Here is a 15,217-nt window from a genome sequence, read left to right on the forward strand (position 1 = left end):
AGCTCGCGAACTTCCATTTCCACCAGCTCGAGCAGCTCGGCGTCGTCAACCATGTCAGCCTTGTTCAGGAAGACGATGATGTACGGCACGCCAACTTGGCGGCTCAGCAGGATGTGTTCACGCGTTTGCGGCATCGGGCCGTCAGCGGCCGACACAACCAGGATTGCGCCGTCCATTTGCGCGGCGCCCGTGATCATGTTCTTCACATAGTCAGCGTGGCCCGGGCAGTCAACGTGAGCGTAGTGACGCGCTTCCGTTTCGTACTCGACGTGGGCGGTGTTGATCGTGATGCCGCGAGCCTTTTCTTCAGGAGTCGCATCGATCTGGTCGTAGCCCTTGGCTTCGCCACCGAACTTGTTCGACAGAACGGTCGTGATAGCTGCCGTCAACGTCGTTTTGCCGTGGTCAACGTGACCAATCGTACCCACGTTCACGTGCGGCTTGGTACGTTCAAACTTGCCTTTTGCCATGGCTGACTCCTGACCTGGATTGCGCTTCAGACTGAAGAAAAGAACTTGGAAATTTGTGGTGCCCATGGCGCGGATCGAACGCGCGACCTCTCCCTTACCAAGGGAGTGCTCTACCACTGAGCCACATGGGCATTTAAAAATCTTGGAGCGGGTGAAGGGAATCGAACCCTCGTCGTAAGCTTGGAAGGCTTCTGCTCTACCATTGAGCTACACCCGCGGCATACCCATCACCTTCTCTCATCCCAGACTCTTCAAAATCAAGGCCCGGGGAACCTTACAGCCTTTTTTGCAAAGGCCGCCCAGTTCCCTAGGCCTAATTTTAAAATCCAGGCAGACATCGCCTGGATATAGAGTTGGGTCTCTGGTGGAGGAGATTGGATTCGAACCAATGTAGGCGCAAGGCCAACAGATTTACAGTCTGCCCCCTTTAACCACTCGGGCACCCCTCCAGCGGAGAACTTGAGATTATGAACACTTTCGAATCCGGTGTCAAACCCTTCGGATGAAAATATTCAAAACTTTTGTTCAACCACTCGCGTTTCCGCGCAGAGGGGCCGAATCTTACAGGTTTCCGCGAATTGATGCACGCAAAAGCTGCGAATAGTCGTCGGCCGTGAAAATAATGGGGTTGGTTCCGCCTGACGGATCTTCACTGGCCATGCGCCCTACCCGCTCGGCCTGCGCCTCATCAATGCCGATGTCGGCGAGCGTATGGGGGATGCCGACGGTCTCGCGCAGACGCAGCACCCAATCCAGGACCGCGCCCGGCCCCGTGGCGGGCAGATCCAGATAACGCGCCAGCGCTTCCAAACGGGGCGCGACCGCGTGCTGATTGGCTTTCAAGACATAGGGCATGAGGATCGCGTTCAACATGCCGTGATGCGCGTCGTACAGCGCGCCCAGCGGATGCGCCAGCGCGTGCATGGCGCCCAGCCCGCGCTGAAATGCCGTGGCGCCCATGCAGGACGCAACCAGCATCTGCTGCCTGGCCTGCAAATCCGAGCCATCAGCCACCGCTTGCGGCAGGTATTCCTTGATCATCCGCATGGCTTCAATAGCGATGCCCGCCGCCATCGGATGAAAGAACGGCGAACAGTACGCCTCAAGGTTGTGCGACAGCGCATCCATGCCGGTTGCCGCGGTGATCTTGGGCGGCAGGCCTACCGTCAGCTCCGGGTCGAGGATCACAATGGCGGGCAGCATGCGCGCATGGAAAATGATGCGCTTGACCTCGGCGGCCTCGTCCGTGATGACCGATGCGCGCCCCACTTCCGACCCCGTACCCGCAGTGGTCGGTACAGCCACCACCGGCGCCATGCCAGCCACATTCACGCGCTGATAGTTGTCGCCGATATCTTCGAAGTCCCATAAGGGACGCTTTTGTCCCACCATCAACGCAATCGCCTTGGCCGCATCCAATGCCGAGCCGCCTCCGAATGCAATGACGCCATCGTGGCGGCCCTGTTGATAAGCCGCGACACCGTCTTCAACGTTGCGTCCGGTGGGGTTGCCCTTGACCTCGTGGAACAGCCCGCATTCCAGCCCGGATTGGCGGCAAGCACGCACGGTGTCGCCCACCATCGGCAACGCGGCCAAGCCGGGGTCCGTGACAAGCAGCGGCCGCTGCATGCCTAGCTCGCGGCACCAATCAGGCAATTCTTTAACGCGGCCGGGGCCGGCCTTGATCGCAGTGGGATAGTTCCAATTGACGCTGGGCACAGTCATGATTCGATTCCTGAATGCGTCGTGTCAGACGCTGCGCAGATGGAAGGATTTCGCTTGCGTAAGTCGCTCGTAGCCCACGACGGACAGGGACACGCCCCGCCCTGTGTTCTTCACGCCAGTCCAGGCCAGCGCCGGGTCCAGGTAATCGCAGCGATTCATGAAGAAGGTGCCGGTCTGCACTTGGCGGCCTAGCGCCAGCGCAGCCGTTTCGTCTTGCGTAAACACCGCCGCCGTCAAACCATAGGGGCTGTCGTTCATCAATGCTACGGCTTCGTCATCGGTCTCTACCGGCATGATTCCTACCACCGGGCCAAAGCACTCATCACTCATGATGCGCATGCGATGGTTTACTCGCGTAAGCAACGCGGGTGCAACATAAGGCGAGCTTTCGCTCGCATTTGAAAAATGTGAAGGATCAATCAGGTTTTGCGCACCGGCCGAAACAGCTTCAGCAATGACCTCGCGAATCTCGGCCGCCGCGCGGGCGCGAACCACCGGCCCCAAGGTCGTATCGGCATGCAGCGGATTGCCCAGCACGTAATCGTTCGTCAACGCCACGGCGCGTTCGACAAACTCGTCAAACACCGGGCGGGCGACGTAGATGCGCTGAATCCCGCAGCAAGACTGGCCCGAGTTGAAAAATGCGCCATCCACCAAGGTCTCGACGGCGTGCTCCAGTTTGGCGTCGGCCCGCACGTATGCCGGATCGTTGCCGCCCAGCTCGAGCCCTACGCCGATGAAACGCCCCGCCGCGCTTTCTTCGATGATGCGCCCGCCCCGCACGGAACCCGTGAAGGACACGTAGCCAATCTCGGGCGCGCGGATCAGGCGCTGCACCGTGTCGTGATTCGCATGCAGGTACTGGAACACACCCTTGGGCGCGCCGGCCTCACGGAACGCCCGTTCGATCAACTCGGCGCACAAGGGCGTCTGATCCGAATGCTTCAGGATGACGGTGTTGCCCGCCATCAGCGCCGGCACGATGCTGTTCACCGCCGTCAACAACGGATAGTTCCACGGCGCGATCGTCAGCGCCACGCCGATCGGTTCGCGGCTGATGAAACGGGTAAAGCCGGCTTGTTCCGGCACACGAATGGGCGCCAGGGCTTCCTCCGCAATCGCGATCATGTGGCGCGCGCGCGATTCGAAGCCGCTGACCTCGCCCGGCGTATAACGCAACGGCCTGCCCATCTGGATGGTGATGGCCCGCGCAATGTCATCGCGTGCGGCCACAAAACGGTCGACCGCCGCCGACACGATGCGCCCCCGTTCCGCAATGCCCAATGCCTGCCACGCCGGCTGCGCCGCCTTAGCCTGCGCCAACGCCTGCGCAATCTGCGCTTCACTGGCATAGGCGCGCCGCACAACCTCGCGCCCGTCGATGGGACTGATGGTGATGAGTTCCTGGGTCATATCGGCCCTATGCAAACAGGTGGACGGGGATCAGATGATTTCGAAATAGCGCGCCAGCTCCCAGTCGGTCACGTGGCGGCGGAACTGGCGTTCTTCCCATTCCCGGGTCGCAACATAGTGCTCGACGAACGGCGCGCCAAACAGATGATTCGCGGCTTCGGATTCGCGCAAGCGCTGCGCCGCGTCCCACAGCGTCGTAGGCAAGCGCAGATGCGGGGGAAACTGCTGGGTGTACGCGTTGCCTTGCACCATGGGTTCGGGTTTCAGGCCTTGTTCGATGCCATACAGCCCCGAGGCCAATGCGGCAGACAGCGCCAGATAGGGGTTGGCGTCCGCCGAGCCGATGCGCACTTCGACGCGCTGGGATTTGTCGCTGCCTGGAATCAAGCGCAACGCGGTGGTGCGGTTCTCCATGCCCCAGGTTGCGTCCAGCGGCGCCCAGTAGCCAGGCACGAGGCGCGAATAGCTGTTGATCGTCTGCGCATACAGCGCCATGAACTCCGGCAAATAGCGCTGCACGCCAGCCATGAACGAGACCTGCGCCGCGCTCATCCCATGCGGTTGGGATTCGTCATAGAACGCCGAACGGCCGCTCTTCTTGTCACGCAGCGACAGATGGATGTGGCCGCTTTGCCCGGGATGATCGTGCGACCACTTGGCCATGAAGGTGGCCATCAAGCCGTTTTGCTGCGCCAGGGCTTTGGTGAAGGTCTTGAACAGAAAGGCCTTGTCGGCAGCATCAGCCGCCAGGTCCACCGCGAGGGCCGCTTCCAGCACGCCCGGCCCGGTTTCGGTGTGCAGCCCTTCGATGGGCATATCCATGCGTTCGCACATATCCAGCAGCTTGCGGTAGAAGTCCCCTTCGACCGTGCTGCGCAACACGGAATAGCCGAAGTTGCCGGGCGTCCAGTTTTCCATGTTGCGGTAGTGCTTGGCGCGCACCGAGTGGGGCGTTTCGCGGAACATGAAGAACTCGTATTCCAGCGCGGCGTAGACGTCGAAGCCCATGCCTGCAGCGCGATCCAGCGTGCGGTGCAGCAGCCGTCGCGGGCAGATGTTGCCCGCATCGCCTTCGAACTCGGCCAGGAACAGCAGCATGTCTTCGCCGCCAGGCCCTTGCTCAAGCGGCAAGCGGCGTGCGCTTTGCGGCACGATGCGCAGCTTCGCATCGGGATAGGCGGTGTGCCATCCGGTGTATTTGGTGTTGTCGTAGAGCTGGTCATCGAGATCCCAGCCAAACACCACATCGCAGAATGCCAGGCCCGAACGCAACGCGCCCAGGAACTTGTCGCGCCGCAAATACTTGCCCAGCATGACGCCGTCGACGTCAGACAGGCCCACCTTGATATGCGAGAGCGGGCTGGTCTGCACCAGCCGCTCCGCGTCTTCCACCGTTGCTACCCCAAGTGCATGCATGCTTGTTCACCTTGTGGCTGAAGCGTTGCGTTGAACTGCGGGCGGGCGGCGCGGCGTTCAGGTCATGGCCGCCTCCAGCACCCGCATCGCCTGGCGATGCAGCTGCGGCGTGGCGGCCGCGACGACGCGGCCCTGCGATTCGAGGCCAAGCGGCTGCCCCGACCAATCGGTAATGACGCCGCCCGCGCCTTCAATCACGGGCATCAGCGCCAGATAGTCATACGGCTGCAAGCCGGCTTCGACCACCAGGTCGACATGGCCGCTGGCCAGCAAGCCATAGCTGTAGCAGTCGCCCCCGTAGCGGCGCATGCGCGCAGCGCCGGTCAGGGCGTCAAACGCCGCCAGCTCGGCGCCTTCGAAGATATCGGGCGAGGTGGCGTACAGGATGGCGTTGCGCAATTCGGTGCAGCCACTGACCTGGCAGACCTCGCCGTTTAAGCGGGCGGGCGAATCGGACGCGCCGATCCAGCGTTCTTGCAGCATGGGGATGTCGATCAGCCCCAACACCGGGCGGCCGCGATGCAGCAGCGCCAGCAGCGTGCCCCACAACGGGTTGCCCGAAATGAAGGCCCGCGTGCCGTCGATGGGGTCAAGCGACCACACGAGATCGGCCTCGGCATGCTGGGCGCCGAACTCTTCACCGAAGATGCCATGTTGGGGATAGCGCTGCGCGATGGCCTCGCGCAAGGCGGATTCGACTTCGCGGTCAGCTTGCGTGACGGGGCTTTCGTCGGCTTTGGTATCGATGGACAGCGGATGGCGGAACCACTTGCGGGACAACGGCCGCACCTGATCCGCGAGGGTTTGCGCGAACGAGGAATAGTCGGCCAATTCCTGCGCCGACAGGGCGGCGGACGTTTGCATCAGTGAGCTCCCAGGGGGTTTTTCCAGTCTAGACACGTTGCCCCAAATTTGCAAATATACCTAAAACTGCAACTTCACCGCTGTCATATGAAGTCGCCGTACGCATCAGCAGCTCGCCACCGTTGCCGTGTATTCCCCACCGGAGTTCCATCATGCAATGTATGAAGAAGCTTAGCGTTGTGGTTGCAGTAATTTCCCTAAGTTGTGCACAAGCCGCCCACGCCGGCGCCATCACCGTCTACACCGCGCTGGAAGAAGACGAGATTGCCGCCTACCTGAAGGCGGCCAACGCGGCCATGCCGGACGTGAAGGTCAACGTGCTGCGCCTGTCCACCGGCGACCTGGGCGCGCGCCTTATCGCCGAAGCCGCCAACCCCCAGCAGGATTTGATCTGGGGCTTTGCCGTCAGCAACATGCTGGACCCGCGCTTGCAGAATCTGCTGGAGCCCTACGCGGCTAAAGGCAGCGACGCCCTGCCCGCCCAGTACAAAGGCGCAGACAACAAGTGGTTCGCCGCGACCGGTTACGTTGCGGCATTCTGTGTGAACACCGATCGGCTGAAATCCAAGAACCTGCCGATGCCGACGTCTTGGGAAGACCTGGCCAAGCCGGTCTACAAGGGCGAAATCGTTATCCCCAGCCCGGCGGCGTCCGGCACCGGCTACTTGCAGATCGTCGCCCTGTTGCAAGGGCTGGGCCAGGAGAAAGGCTGGGCATTGCTGAAGGATCTGGACAAGAACGTGGCGCAGTACACGCCATCGGGGTCGCGCCCGTGCAAGATGGCGCGCGCAGGCGAATATGCCATTGGCGTGTCGTTCGCGTTCCCCGCCATGCAATCCATCGAAGAGGGTTACCCCGTCAAGATGGTCATTCCCAAGCAATGGGTGGGATATGAGCTTGAGGCATCCGGGCTGATGAAGACCGCCAAGAATCCCGCCGACGCCAAACGCTTCCTGGATTGGACCTTGTCGCCGCAAGCGGGCGCCCTGTACAGCCAGTACAAGGAGCTCGTCACCCTGCCCGGGGCCGCCCCCAACAAAGCGGCCGAGGCCGCGGGCTTGCCGAAAGATCTGACGACAGTGCTGTATCCGGTGAACTTCCAGACGTCCGCCGCCGAGCGCGACGCCACCATCAAGACCTGGCAAAAGACCATCAAGCGCTGACGCCTGCGCGGCGGGCGCCGCCCGCCGCCATTTGCCCGGGAGACCTCATGTATCTGGAATTGCGCGGGATACGGAAAACCTTCGACGCGTCCGTGGCGCTGGAAGATATCGACCTGTCTGTCGGCGAACACGAGTTCGTCTGCCTGCTTGGGCCCAGCGGCTGCGGCAAGACGACCTTGCTGCGCATCGTTGCCGGGCTACTTCCCTTTGATAGCGGCGCCATCACGCTGGGCGGGCGCGACCTGAGCGGGCTGCCCGCACGCAAGCGCGGCTTTGGCATCGTGTTCCAGTCGTACTCGCTGTTTCCGAACATGACGGTGGCCGAAAACGTGGGCTACGGGCTGCGTATTCGCGGCGAATCGCGCGAGCGCATTGCGGCGCGCGTCGCCGAATTGCTGACGCTCATCAAGCTGCCCGACTATGCGGCACGTTATCCACACCAGTTATCGGGCGGCCAGCAGCAACGCGTGGCGTTGGCGCGCGCGCTGGCGGTGGACCCGGCGCTGATCTTGTTGGACGAACCGCTGTCGGCGCTGGACGCCCGCGTGCGCACCGACATGCGCGCGGAAATACACGAGGTGCAACGCCGCCTGAAAATCCCCACGATCATGGTGACGCATGATCAGGAAGAAGCCCTGACGCTTGCCGACAAGATTGTCTGCATGAACGATGGGCGCATCGAGCAGGTGGGATCGCCTTCAGATCTGTATCTGCGGCCCCGCACCCGTTTCGTGGCCAACTTCGTGGGGCTGAGCAATCTGCTGCCCACCGACTGGGTGCGCGACGCCATGCCGCAACTGCTGGCGACGCGGCCCGATGGCGCGAGCGATCGCTTCGAAGCCTGTTTGCGGCCCGAGAACCTGCGCATCGCCGCCGATGGGCACGGCCCCGGACGCGTGCAGGACATGACATTCATGGGCAACCTGACCCGCTTGCGCGTCGCCTGGCTGGGGCGTGAGCTGGTGGTGGAACAACATGGCGCGGCAGGGCTGTCGCGCGGCGCGGCGGTGCGGCTGGAGATGGAGCCCGGCCACTGCGCCTGGGTGGCGGTATGAACGCGCCAAAGAAAATGTCTGCGCCAAAGGGAAAATCCGCATGAGCACGCTGCAAGCGGGCGCCGCCATCGCCACGCCCGCCGGACGCGCGCCCTGGTCCGCCGACCGGCTGTTGCTATGGACCTGCGTCGCGATCCCGTTGGCCGGCCTGGCGCTGTTCTTCCTGTATCCGCTGGCCACCGTCGCGTGGCGCAGTCTGATCGAAAAAGACGGTTCGGTCGGACTGGGCAACTACGCCGAAGTATTCGCCACCCGCGGCATCCTGACCGCCACGGTAAACAGCCTGGTGATGAGCGCGGCGACCACGCTGATCAGCATCACCGCGGGCTTCGCCATCGCGTATGGACTGGACCGCAGCTGCATGCGCGGCAAGCGCATCGTGCGGCTTGCGCTGGTGTTGCCATTACTGGCGCCGTCGCTCGTGCAAGGGCTGGGCCTGATCTTCATCCTGGGACGCAATGGGCTTGTGCACCGGTGGACCGGCTGGGAAATCGATATCTACGGGTTCTGGGGCCTGCTGATATCGAACGTGTTCTATGCCCTGCCCCAGGCCGTGCTGATCCTGCAAGCGGCGCTGCGCAACACGGACGCCCGCTACTACGACGCAGCCGAAGTCATGGGCGCATCCGGCACGCGCCAGTTCTTCGACATTACGTTGCCCAACTGCAAGTTCGGCTTGCTGAGCGCAGGCTTCGTGGTGTTCGTCATCACCATCACCGACTTCGGAAACGCGGCGGTCATCGGCGGCAACTACCGGGTTCTTGCCACGGAGATCTACAGCCAGGTATCGGGGCAAATGAATTTCGGCATGGGCTCGGTGGTGGGCATCCTGCTTTTGCTGCCATCGTTGATTTCCGTGCAGATCGAACGCGTGGCGTCGCAGCGGCAATTCGGCTCGGCGTCGCCCAGCGGCATACGCGTAGCGCCGCAGCCGGCGCGCGCGCGCGATCTGGCGTTTGGCATCGGCGTGCTGCTGGCCTGCGGCACGATCATCCTGACCGTCGTCACCGTGGTCTTCGCAAGTTTCATGCGGCTATGGCCGTACCGGATGGAATGGACGCTCAAGCACTACGACATCACCGTCAGCGGCGGCTATGCGCCGTTGTGGACGTCGCTGTATCTCTCGCTGGCGGCCGCAGGCGGCGGCGTGCTGCTGTTGTTCTTCCTGAGCTTCGGCGTCTGCCGCATCGGCCGCGGCTGGGCGAAGCTGATCTATCTGGTGTCGGTCTTGCCGGTGGGAGTGCCGGGCCTGGTGCTGGGGCTGTCGTACATCTTCGCGTTCAACGCGCCCGGCACGCCCCTGTATGCGCTGTATGGCAGCGCGGCGCTGATCGCGCTATGCAACTTCTACCACTATCACACGCAAGGATTCCTGACGATGATGACGGGCATGCGCGCTGTGCCGCAAGCCCTGGAGGAAGCGGTCAGCTGCCTGGGCGGCGGCACGATGCAAGTGCTGCGAGACGCCGTGCTGCCGCTGATCGCCCCCACGGTGCTGGGCGTGTTCTTCTTTCTGTTCATGCGGTCGATGGTGACGCTGTCGGCGGTGATTTTCCTGGTGACCCCATCGGTCAGCGTGGCGCCGGTATCAGTGCTGCGGCTGGACGAAGCCGGATTCGTTTCGCAGGCGGCGGCGTATTCCACGCTTATCATGCTGGTCGTTGGAGGTTCTCTGCTGGCCATGCGCGCGTTGATCGCCGGCGCGGCGCGGCGGCGGAGATAGATTAGGAAGCATCGGATATGTGGCAAGAAGAGCGGTATCAAAGAATCCGCGCCCTGCTGTCTTCATTGCAGCAGGTATCAACCGACCGCATCGTCGGCGAGCTCGGCGTGTCGCGCGAAACCGTCAGGCGTGATCTGCTCGAATTGGAAGCAATGGGCGAATTGCGCCGCGTGCATGGCGGCGCGGTGCCGGTGCACAGCGAGCCGCCTATCGCTGAACGCGTACACACGCGCGTCAAATACAAACGCGCCATTGCCCGCGCGGCAGCGGGGCTGGTGGCAAGCGGCCAGACCTTGTTCCTGGATGCGGGCAGCACCACCAGCGTGCTGGCCGATGAATTGGCGAAGTTGTCGGGGCTAACCATCATCACCAATTCGTTCGATGTGGCGTTGAAGGTGGGCGCGGCAGGCAACGGCGCAAATCAGCTGTTGATGCTGGGCGGGTCTGTCGGCGGGCCGGTATGCGCCACCGCGGGCGACATCACCATTGCCGAAATCCACCGCTACCGCGCGGACTTCGCGTTGCTGTCGCCCGTGGGCGTGGATGCCGAATGCGGCGCCACCAACTATGACCTGCGCGAAGCCGAGGTCGCGCGCGCAATGACGGCCAATGCCAAGCAACTGGTGCTGCTGGCTGACTTCAGCAAGATCGGCCTGTGCAGCCGCGTGTCATTCTGCGGCGCTGACCGCATTGATCATCTGGTGACGAACACCAGCGCGCAGAAGTCGGCGGCCTATACGGCGCTGGAAGCAGCGGTGGGCAACGTGCTGGCGGTGTAAGCCCGTTGCCCTGCGCCCAGACCTTGGCCTTAGAACTAGTCCAGCGATACCCCTGCCGTCTTCACCATGTCGGCCCAATACACCGTGTCTTCCTGCAAGCGCGTCTTGAACGCATCGGGCTGGCTGCCCACGGGCCAGCTGCCGCCGCTGTTGATCTTGGCGATCACGTTGGGCGACTTCATGGCTTGTCCGACCGCTTGCGCCAGGTAGGCGACGCGCTCGGGCGGCGTGCCGGCCGGTGCAAACAGGCCATACCAATCATCGGCGGTAATGCCGTCCAGCCCGCTTTGCTTCAACGTCGGCGCCCCCTTGAAAATGCCGATGCTGTTCTCGTGGCTCAAGGCCAGGATGCGCAGCTTGCCTGCGGCCACCATGGGTTCGGCCGACGCGGGTGACGTGATGAGCATATCGACGGTACCGCCCATCAAATCGGTGATGGCGGGCGCCGCGCCGCGATACGGCACGTGCACCAGATTCACGCCTGCTTTCTTCGACACCAGCGCGCCCATCAGATGGCTCATCGTGCCGTTGCCGGGCGTCGCATACGTGATGATGCCCGGCTGCTTGCGCGCGGCGTCCAGATAGTCGGCCAAGGTCTTGTACGGGCTTTCGGTGCGCGCAACCAGCACCAGCGGCGCGGACGTGATCTGCGAGATCGGCGTGAAGTCCTTAACCGGATCAAAGCCCACGTTCTTGTACAAACGCGGGTTGACGGCCATGACGCTCGTCTGCGACATCACCAGCGTGTAGCCGTCGGGCTTGGCGCGCGACACCTGCGCCGTGCCAACGTTGCCGCCCGCGCCAGAGCGGTTTTCCACCACGACGCTCTGGCCCGTGATGGCGCCCAGCTCCTGCGCAATCAGCCGCGCCACGTTGTCATTACCGCCACCGGGCGGGAATGGCGAGACGACGGTGATGGCCTGCTTGGGATAGTCGGCGGGCGCCTTGAGCGACGGCGTTTGCGCGTGAACGCCTGCGCCCAACATCAAGCCGGCAATGGCCAACGCGGCCGCGCCGCAAGTGTGCAATGCATGGTGCTTCATCTGGATTTCCCCTTGTGTCGGCGGCCGGATACTCGGCCGTCCCTGCATTCCGGTTCGCCATGAACCGTCCGCACCCCGCCGGCACCTGCCGCCGGGGCGTATTGATTGCGTTGATGCATTGGGTATGCCGCGCGGCCTCTGCGGGCCGTTGCGGCAAGCGCCCTAACGGACGCGGCGTGAATGGGCGGCGTCAGCGCGCCGGAAAGCGATAGCCCGCCAATTCTCGTTCATCGATCTGCTTGACCAGGTTGGTCTCCCACGCCAGGTACTGGCGCGCCGCCGCCTTGTTGCCATCGTGACGGTCGTGCACGAAGAACAGGTAGTCGATGCATTCGTCGTCGGCCGGCACGGCAGGCGTGGCCTCTTGCGCAATGCCAGCGGCCTTCCAGCTGGCCGGCGTGCCGGTGTTCACCTTGATGTCTTGCACGCCCAACGCGCGCAAATCTTCTGCGGCCCACGCCGCCACCGCAACGTCATCGGCCAGCAGCACCACGGCGCGCGCGGGGTCCAGCGCCAGCCGATCCAGGCGCGGCCGGATCGACCACTGCGCCCCCACGATGTGGCCCGCGCGATAACGCATGCCGGGGCGAACGTCGACGGCTTGCGCGCCTTGCGCCAAGGCGCTTGCCAGGCCGGCATCAGACAGCATGGAAACGACGGGCGTTTGGACCTCGGGCGTCTGGTGCGTCAACGCGGCGTTGATACCTTCTTGCAGCACGCTGGCGTCCCAGCCCATCTGCCGCAACCAGCTGGCCACGACTGGCGCACGCACGCCTTCGGCGTCGAACACCACGATGCGCGCACCGCGCACGGCCAGGTACTGGTCGGTGGCCTGCACCAGCTGCCCACCCGGCGTATGCTGCGCCCCCGGCAACGAGCCTTCTGCGAATTCTTCGGCGCTGCGCACATCGCACAGGAAGGTGCTGCGCGTTGAATCGTGCAGCCATTCCTGCACCGTGGCGGCGCTGACGGACGGCACGCCATGGCGTTCGGCCAGTTGCGCCGAACGGCTGGCCAACGCAGGCAGGTCTTCGGCCGCCACGCCATCGTCATAACGGCGGCGCGCACCATGTTCCAGTTGCAGGTCTTCCAGATACCAGCCCTGCGTGCCATTCTCCAGCGCGTAGACGGGGTTAGGCACCCCCAGGTTGATCAGCGTCTGCGCCCCGATGATGCTGCGCGTGCGGCCGGCGCAGTTGATCACGATGGTGGTCTCGGGGCGCTTGGCCAGCGTGTGCGCGCGCAGCGCCAGTTCGCCATTCGGGCAGCAGATGCCGCCGGGAATGCTCATCTTCTGGTATTCGGCGTAAGGCCGGCCATCCAGCACGATCAGGTCATCGCCGCGTTGCTGGCGTTCGGCCAGTTCACGCGCGCCGATGCGAGGGGTGTGGAAAACTTCTTCGGCCAATTCGCCGAAGGTTTTGCTGGGCACATTCACGCCGGCGAAGGCGGCGTAGCCAGCTTGCTGCCATTGCGCGATGCCGCCGGCCAGGCGATGCACCTGTCGATAGCCCAGCTTGACCAGCGCGCGGGCGGCGCGCGCCGCGGTGTCGTCATCGCCACCGTTGTCGTACACCACCACGCGCACGTCGCGCCGCCGCGCCAATCGCACAATGTCGATTTCAAGCCGGCTGTACGGCACGGGCGCAGCATAGAACAGATGCGATTCACCGTACTGGCCGTGTTCACGCACATCCAGCAAGGCGATCTCGTGGCCGTCGTGCAACCACTGCTTCAGCGTGTGGGCGTCGATGTCTGCAAAGGAAGAAGCGGAGGTCGGGTGCATCATGAGATTCGAAGGGAACGAGAGGATTGGGTCATGGCGGACAGGCCTTGTTCAAGGTCGCCGATCAGGTCTTCGGGCGCTTCCAGGCCGATATGCAGGCGCAGCATGGCGCCGCGAGGCGTTGCGTCAGGCAGTGCGCGCGAGGCCAGTTGCACGGGGATCACCAGGCTTTCAAAGCCGCCCCACGAGGCGCCGATGCCAAACAAACGCAGGCTGTCGATCAGCCGATCGGCGTCTGCCGCCGTGAAGCCGTCGTTCAGTTCGACGGTCAGCAGGCCATTGGCGCCGGAGCAATCGCGCTGCCAGATGGCGTGCGACGGATCGCCGGGCAAGGCGGGGCACAACACGCGAGCCACTTCAGGGCGTTCCAGCAGGAACTGCGCAACCTGCATCGCGTTCTTGGCGTGTTGCGCCATGCGCAGCGGCAGCGAACGCATGCCGCGCAGCACCAGAAACGCATCATCGGCGCCGACGGTCTGGCCGAAGTCGATGCTGGCGCGTTCCAGCGGGCGCCAGGCGCGCGCGTTGACCACCACGGCGCCCATCATCACATCGGCGTGTCCGCCCAGATATTTGGTGGCGGCCAGAATGGAAATATCGGCGCCCAGCGTAAGCGGTTTGTATATCAAACCCGACGCCCACGTGTTATCCACAGCCAGCCAGCAGCCGTGTTTTTTGGCGGCTGTGGATAAGTCGCACAGGTCCGGAAATTCGTACGTCAGCGAGCCGGGGGCTTCGGCGTAGACCATCTTGGTGTTCGGCTGCATCAGCGCTTCGATGCCCACGCCATCCGGCCGGTAGAACGTGTGCTCAATGCCCAAACGCGTCAGATGTTCGGCGCAGAAGCGGCGCACCGGCTCATACACGGCGTCGGTGATCAGGACGTGATCGCCCGCGCGCAGATAGGCCAGCAACACGGTGGCGATCGCCGCCTGCCCCGTGGGATACAGCGCCGCACGAAAGCCCTGCTCCAGCTCCACCAGCGCGTCTTCCAATGCATGCGTGCTGTCCGTGCCGCGCGCGCCATAGGACGGCAGGCGCTCTGCTTCGCGGCGTGCACGCGTATCGCGCCAGGCTTCGACGCTTTCGAAGACATAGGTGCTGGCGCGCGTCACCGGCGTATTGACCCATCCTTGATGGGGACGCCCGGCGCGCAGCAATCGCGTGGTGGACTGGTAGGGCTTGCTCATGATCAGCGGCGCGTCTTCACGCCGATCGGCATGACTTTGCAGGTGCCGGCTTCCAGGTCGAAACCCAGGCGTTCGTTCAGCGTTTCCAGTGCGCGGCCGTACATATGCAAGTGGCGGATGACGCTGTCGCCCTGGATTTCAACGGCGTGGATGTCGTCGGGCATCAAGGCGATGCCGGCGCCCGGGCCCACGACGACGGTGCCCGTCTTCGCAAGCTTGCCCACGCCTGGCACCGAGCCATCATCCAGGCGGTCGTAGACGTAGTTGTATTCCACGCCTTCCACGGCAGCGATACAGGCCCAGGTGGTGTGGTTGTGCGGCACGATCTTGTTGCCGGGGCGCATGACGTTCAAGTACAGCGCGTAGCTCTTGTCGGGGTCTTCGGCGATCAGGTAGCGCGCTTGGCGCTCACCATCTTCGGGCGGCGCGTAGCGGTCGCCCGTCCACCAGTCCGTGTGCGCGGCCAAGCCCACCAGCTCTTGCAGCACGTCGTTCAGGCTGTCGCGGTTCAGCCCCTTATTTCCTACAGTTTTTTTAATATTTCCGATGGCGCTATCGATACCGGCCTGATGAGGATGTGCGGTGCTCAC

Annotated in this window: 13 protein-coding genes and 3 tRNA genes; 4 read left to right on the forward strand and 12 right to left on the reverse strand. The window is 63.5% G+C overall.

Annotated features, from left to right (window positions below; genetic code table 11):
* The 8 genes from ACFZAI_RS16215 to hisN all read right to left on the reverse strand — a co-directional run.
* Nucleotides 1–470, reverse strand: a 470-nt coding sequence (locus ACFZAI_RS16215; RefSeq protein ID WP_157055419.1) for a GTP-binding protein, incomplete at its 3' end; no start/stop codon positions are given.
* Nucleotides 471–526: 56 nt separating this feature from the next.
* Nucleotides 527–601 (reverse strand) — tRNA-Thr (locus ACFZAI_RS16220).
* Nucleotides 602–613: 12 nt separating this feature from the next.
* Nucleotides 614–687: transfer RNA gene (locus ACFZAI_RS16225), tRNA-Gly, on the reverse strand.
* Nucleotides 688–832: 145 nt separating this feature from the next.
* Nucleotides 833–919, reverse strand: a tRNA-Tyr gene (locus ACFZAI_RS16230).
* Between the two features lie 112 nt (nucleotides 920–1,031).
* Entirely contained in the window at nucleotides 1,032–2,195 is a 1,164-nt protein-coding gene (locus ACFZAI_RS16235) for an iron-containing alcohol dehydrogenase (RefSeq protein WP_391567874.1), read from the reverse strand.
* A 24-nt stretch (nucleotides 2,196–2,219) separates the two neighbouring features.
* Entirely contained in the window at nucleotides 2,220–3,608 is a 1,389-nt protein-coding gene (locus ACFZAI_RS16240; RefSeq protein ID WP_391567875.1) for an aldehyde dehydrogenase family protein, read from the reverse strand.
* A 30-nt stretch (nucleotides 3,609–3,638) separates the two neighbouring features.
* Nucleotides 3,639–5,024 carry a glutamine synthetase family protein gene (locus tag ACFZAI_RS16245; protein ID WP_391567876.1) on the reverse strand — a complete coding sequence of 462 codons (1,386 nt, stop codon included), beginning with the start codon at nucleotides 5,022–5,024 and terminating at the stop codon, nucleotides 3,639–3,641.
* Between the two features lie 57 nt (nucleotides 5,025–5,081).
* A complete protein-coding gene (hisN, locus tag ACFZAI_RS16250; RefSeq protein ID WP_391567877.1) occupies nucleotides 5,082–5,888 on the reverse strand; it encodes a histidinol-phosphatase in 807 nt (268 codons plus the stop codon).
* A 152-nt stretch (nucleotides 5,889–6,040) separates the two neighbouring features.
* On the opposite strand from hisN, the gene ACFZAI_RS16255 reads away from it, so the two are divergent.
* The 4 genes from ACFZAI_RS16255 to ACFZAI_RS16270 are packed head-to-tail and all read left to right on the forward strand — an operon-like array spanning nucleotide 6,041 to nucleotide 10,608.
* The gene (locus ACFZAI_RS16255) at nucleotides 6,041–7,051 is read left to right on the forward strand and encodes an ABC transporter substrate-binding protein (RefSeq protein WP_391567879.1); all 1,011 of its coding nucleotides are present in this window, start codon (nucleotides 6,041–6,043) and stop codon (nucleotides 7,049–7,051) included.
* A gap of 47 nt (nucleotides 7,052–7,098) precedes the next feature.
* A complete protein-coding gene (locus ACFZAI_RS16260; RefSeq protein ID WP_391567880.1) occupies nucleotides 7,099–8,106 on the forward strand; it encodes an ABC transporter ATP-binding protein in 1,008 nt (335 codons plus the stop codon).
* 40 nt (nucleotides 8,107–8,146) lie between these two features.
* On the forward strand, nucleotides 8,147–9,829 hold the full coding sequence (locus tag ACFZAI_RS16265; RefSeq protein WP_391567881.1) for an ABC transporter permease subunit: 1,683 nt from the start codon (nucleotides 8,147–8,149) through the stop codon (nucleotides 9,827–9,829).
* Nucleotides 9,830–9,846: 17 nt separating this feature from the next.
* Entirely contained in the window at nucleotides 9,847–10,608 is a 762-nt protein-coding gene (locus ACFZAI_RS16270) for a DeoR/GlpR family DNA-binding transcription regulator (RefSeq protein WP_391567882.1), read from the forward strand.
* 35 nt (nucleotides 10,609–10,643) lie between these two features.
* Here the strand turns inward: ACFZAI_RS16270 and ACFZAI_RS16275 are convergent, their stop codons facing one another.
* From ACFZAI_RS16275 to ACFZAI_RS16290, 4 genes are all read right to left on the reverse strand, one after another.
* Entirely contained in the window at nucleotides 10,644–11,651 is a 1,008-nt protein-coding gene (locus ACFZAI_RS16275) for a Bug family tripartite tricarboxylate transporter substrate binding protein (RefSeq protein WP_391567883.1), read from the reverse strand.
* Between the two features lie 190 nt (nucleotides 11,652–11,841).
* Nucleotides 11,842–13,440 (reverse strand): rhodanese-like domain-containing protein, encoded by a 1,599-nt coding sequence (locus ACFZAI_RS16280; RefSeq protein WP_391567884.1) that lies wholly within the window; start codon nucleotides 13,438–13,440, stop codon nucleotides 11,842–11,844.
* Nucleotides 13,437–14,627, reverse strand: coding sequence for a cystathionine beta-lyase (gene metC, locus ACFZAI_RS16285; RefSeq protein ID WP_391567885.1), 1,191 nt, complete (start codon nucleotides 14,625–14,627; stop codon nucleotides 13,437–13,439). The genes ACFZAI_RS16280 and metC overlap by 4 nt, the downstream gene beginning before the upstream one ends.
* A 2-nt stretch (nucleotides 14,628–14,629) precedes the next feature.
* Nucleotides 14,630–15,217: a hypothetical protein gene (locus ACFZAI_RS16290; RefSeq protein WP_391567886.1), complete on the reverse strand. Its 588-nt coding sequence runs from the start codon at nucleotides 15,215–15,217 to the stop codon at nucleotides 14,630–14,632.

Source organism: Achromobacter sp. NPDC008082 (assembly GCF_042957345.1).
Classification (GTDB): domain Bacteria; phylum Pseudomonadota; class Gammaproteobacteria; order Burkholderiales; family Burkholderiaceae_B; genus Achromobacter; species Achromobacter kerstersii_A.

Excerpts from the sequence above, each read along its gene's own strand:
- ACFZAI_RS16240 (WP_391567875.1), bottom strand. The coding sequence starts at position 3,608 with ATGACCCAGGAACTCATCACCATCAGTCCCATCGACGGGCGCGAGGTT.
- ACFZAI_RS16245 (WP_391567876.1), bottom strand. The coding sequence starts at position 5,024 with ATGCATGCACTTGGGGTAGCAACGGTGGAAGACGCGGAGCGGCTGGTG.
- ACFZAI_RS16280 (WP_391567884.1), bottom strand. The coding sequence starts at position 13,440 with ATGATGCACCCGACCTCCGCTTCTTCCTTTGCAGACATCGACGCCCAC.
- metC (WP_391567885.1), bottom strand. The coding sequence starts at position 14,627 with ATGAGCAAGCCCTACCAGTCCACCACGCGATTGCTGCGCGCCGGGCGT.
- ACFZAI_RS16275 (WP_391567883.1), bottom strand. The coding sequence starts at position 11,651 with ATGAAGCACCATGCATTGCACACTTGCGGCGCGGCCGCGTTGGCCATT.
- ACFZAI_RS16265 (WP_391567881.1), top strand. The coding sequence starts at position 8,147 with ATGAGCACGCTGCAAGCGGGCGCCGCCATCGCCACGCCCGCCGGACGC.
- hisN (WP_391567877.1), bottom strand. The coding sequence starts at position 5,888 with ATGCAAACGTCCGCCGCCCTGTCGGCGCAGGAATTGGCCGACTATTCC.
- ACFZAI_RS16235 (WP_391567874.1), bottom strand. The coding sequence starts at position 2,195 with ATGACTGTGCCCAGCGTCAATTGGAACTATCCCACTGCGATCAAGGCC.
- ACFZAI_RS16260 (WP_391567880.1), top strand. The coding sequence starts at position 7,099 with ATGTATCTGGAATTGCGCGGGATACGGAAAACCTTCGACGCGTCCGTG.
- ACFZAI_RS16270 (WP_391567882.1), top strand. The coding sequence starts at position 9,847 with ATGTGGCAAGAAGAGCGGTATCAAAGAATCCGCGCCCTGCTGTCTTCA.
- ACFZAI_RS16255 (WP_391567879.1), top strand. The coding sequence starts at position 6,041 with ATGCAATGTATGAAGAAGCTTAGCGTTGTGGTTGCAGTAATTTCCCTA.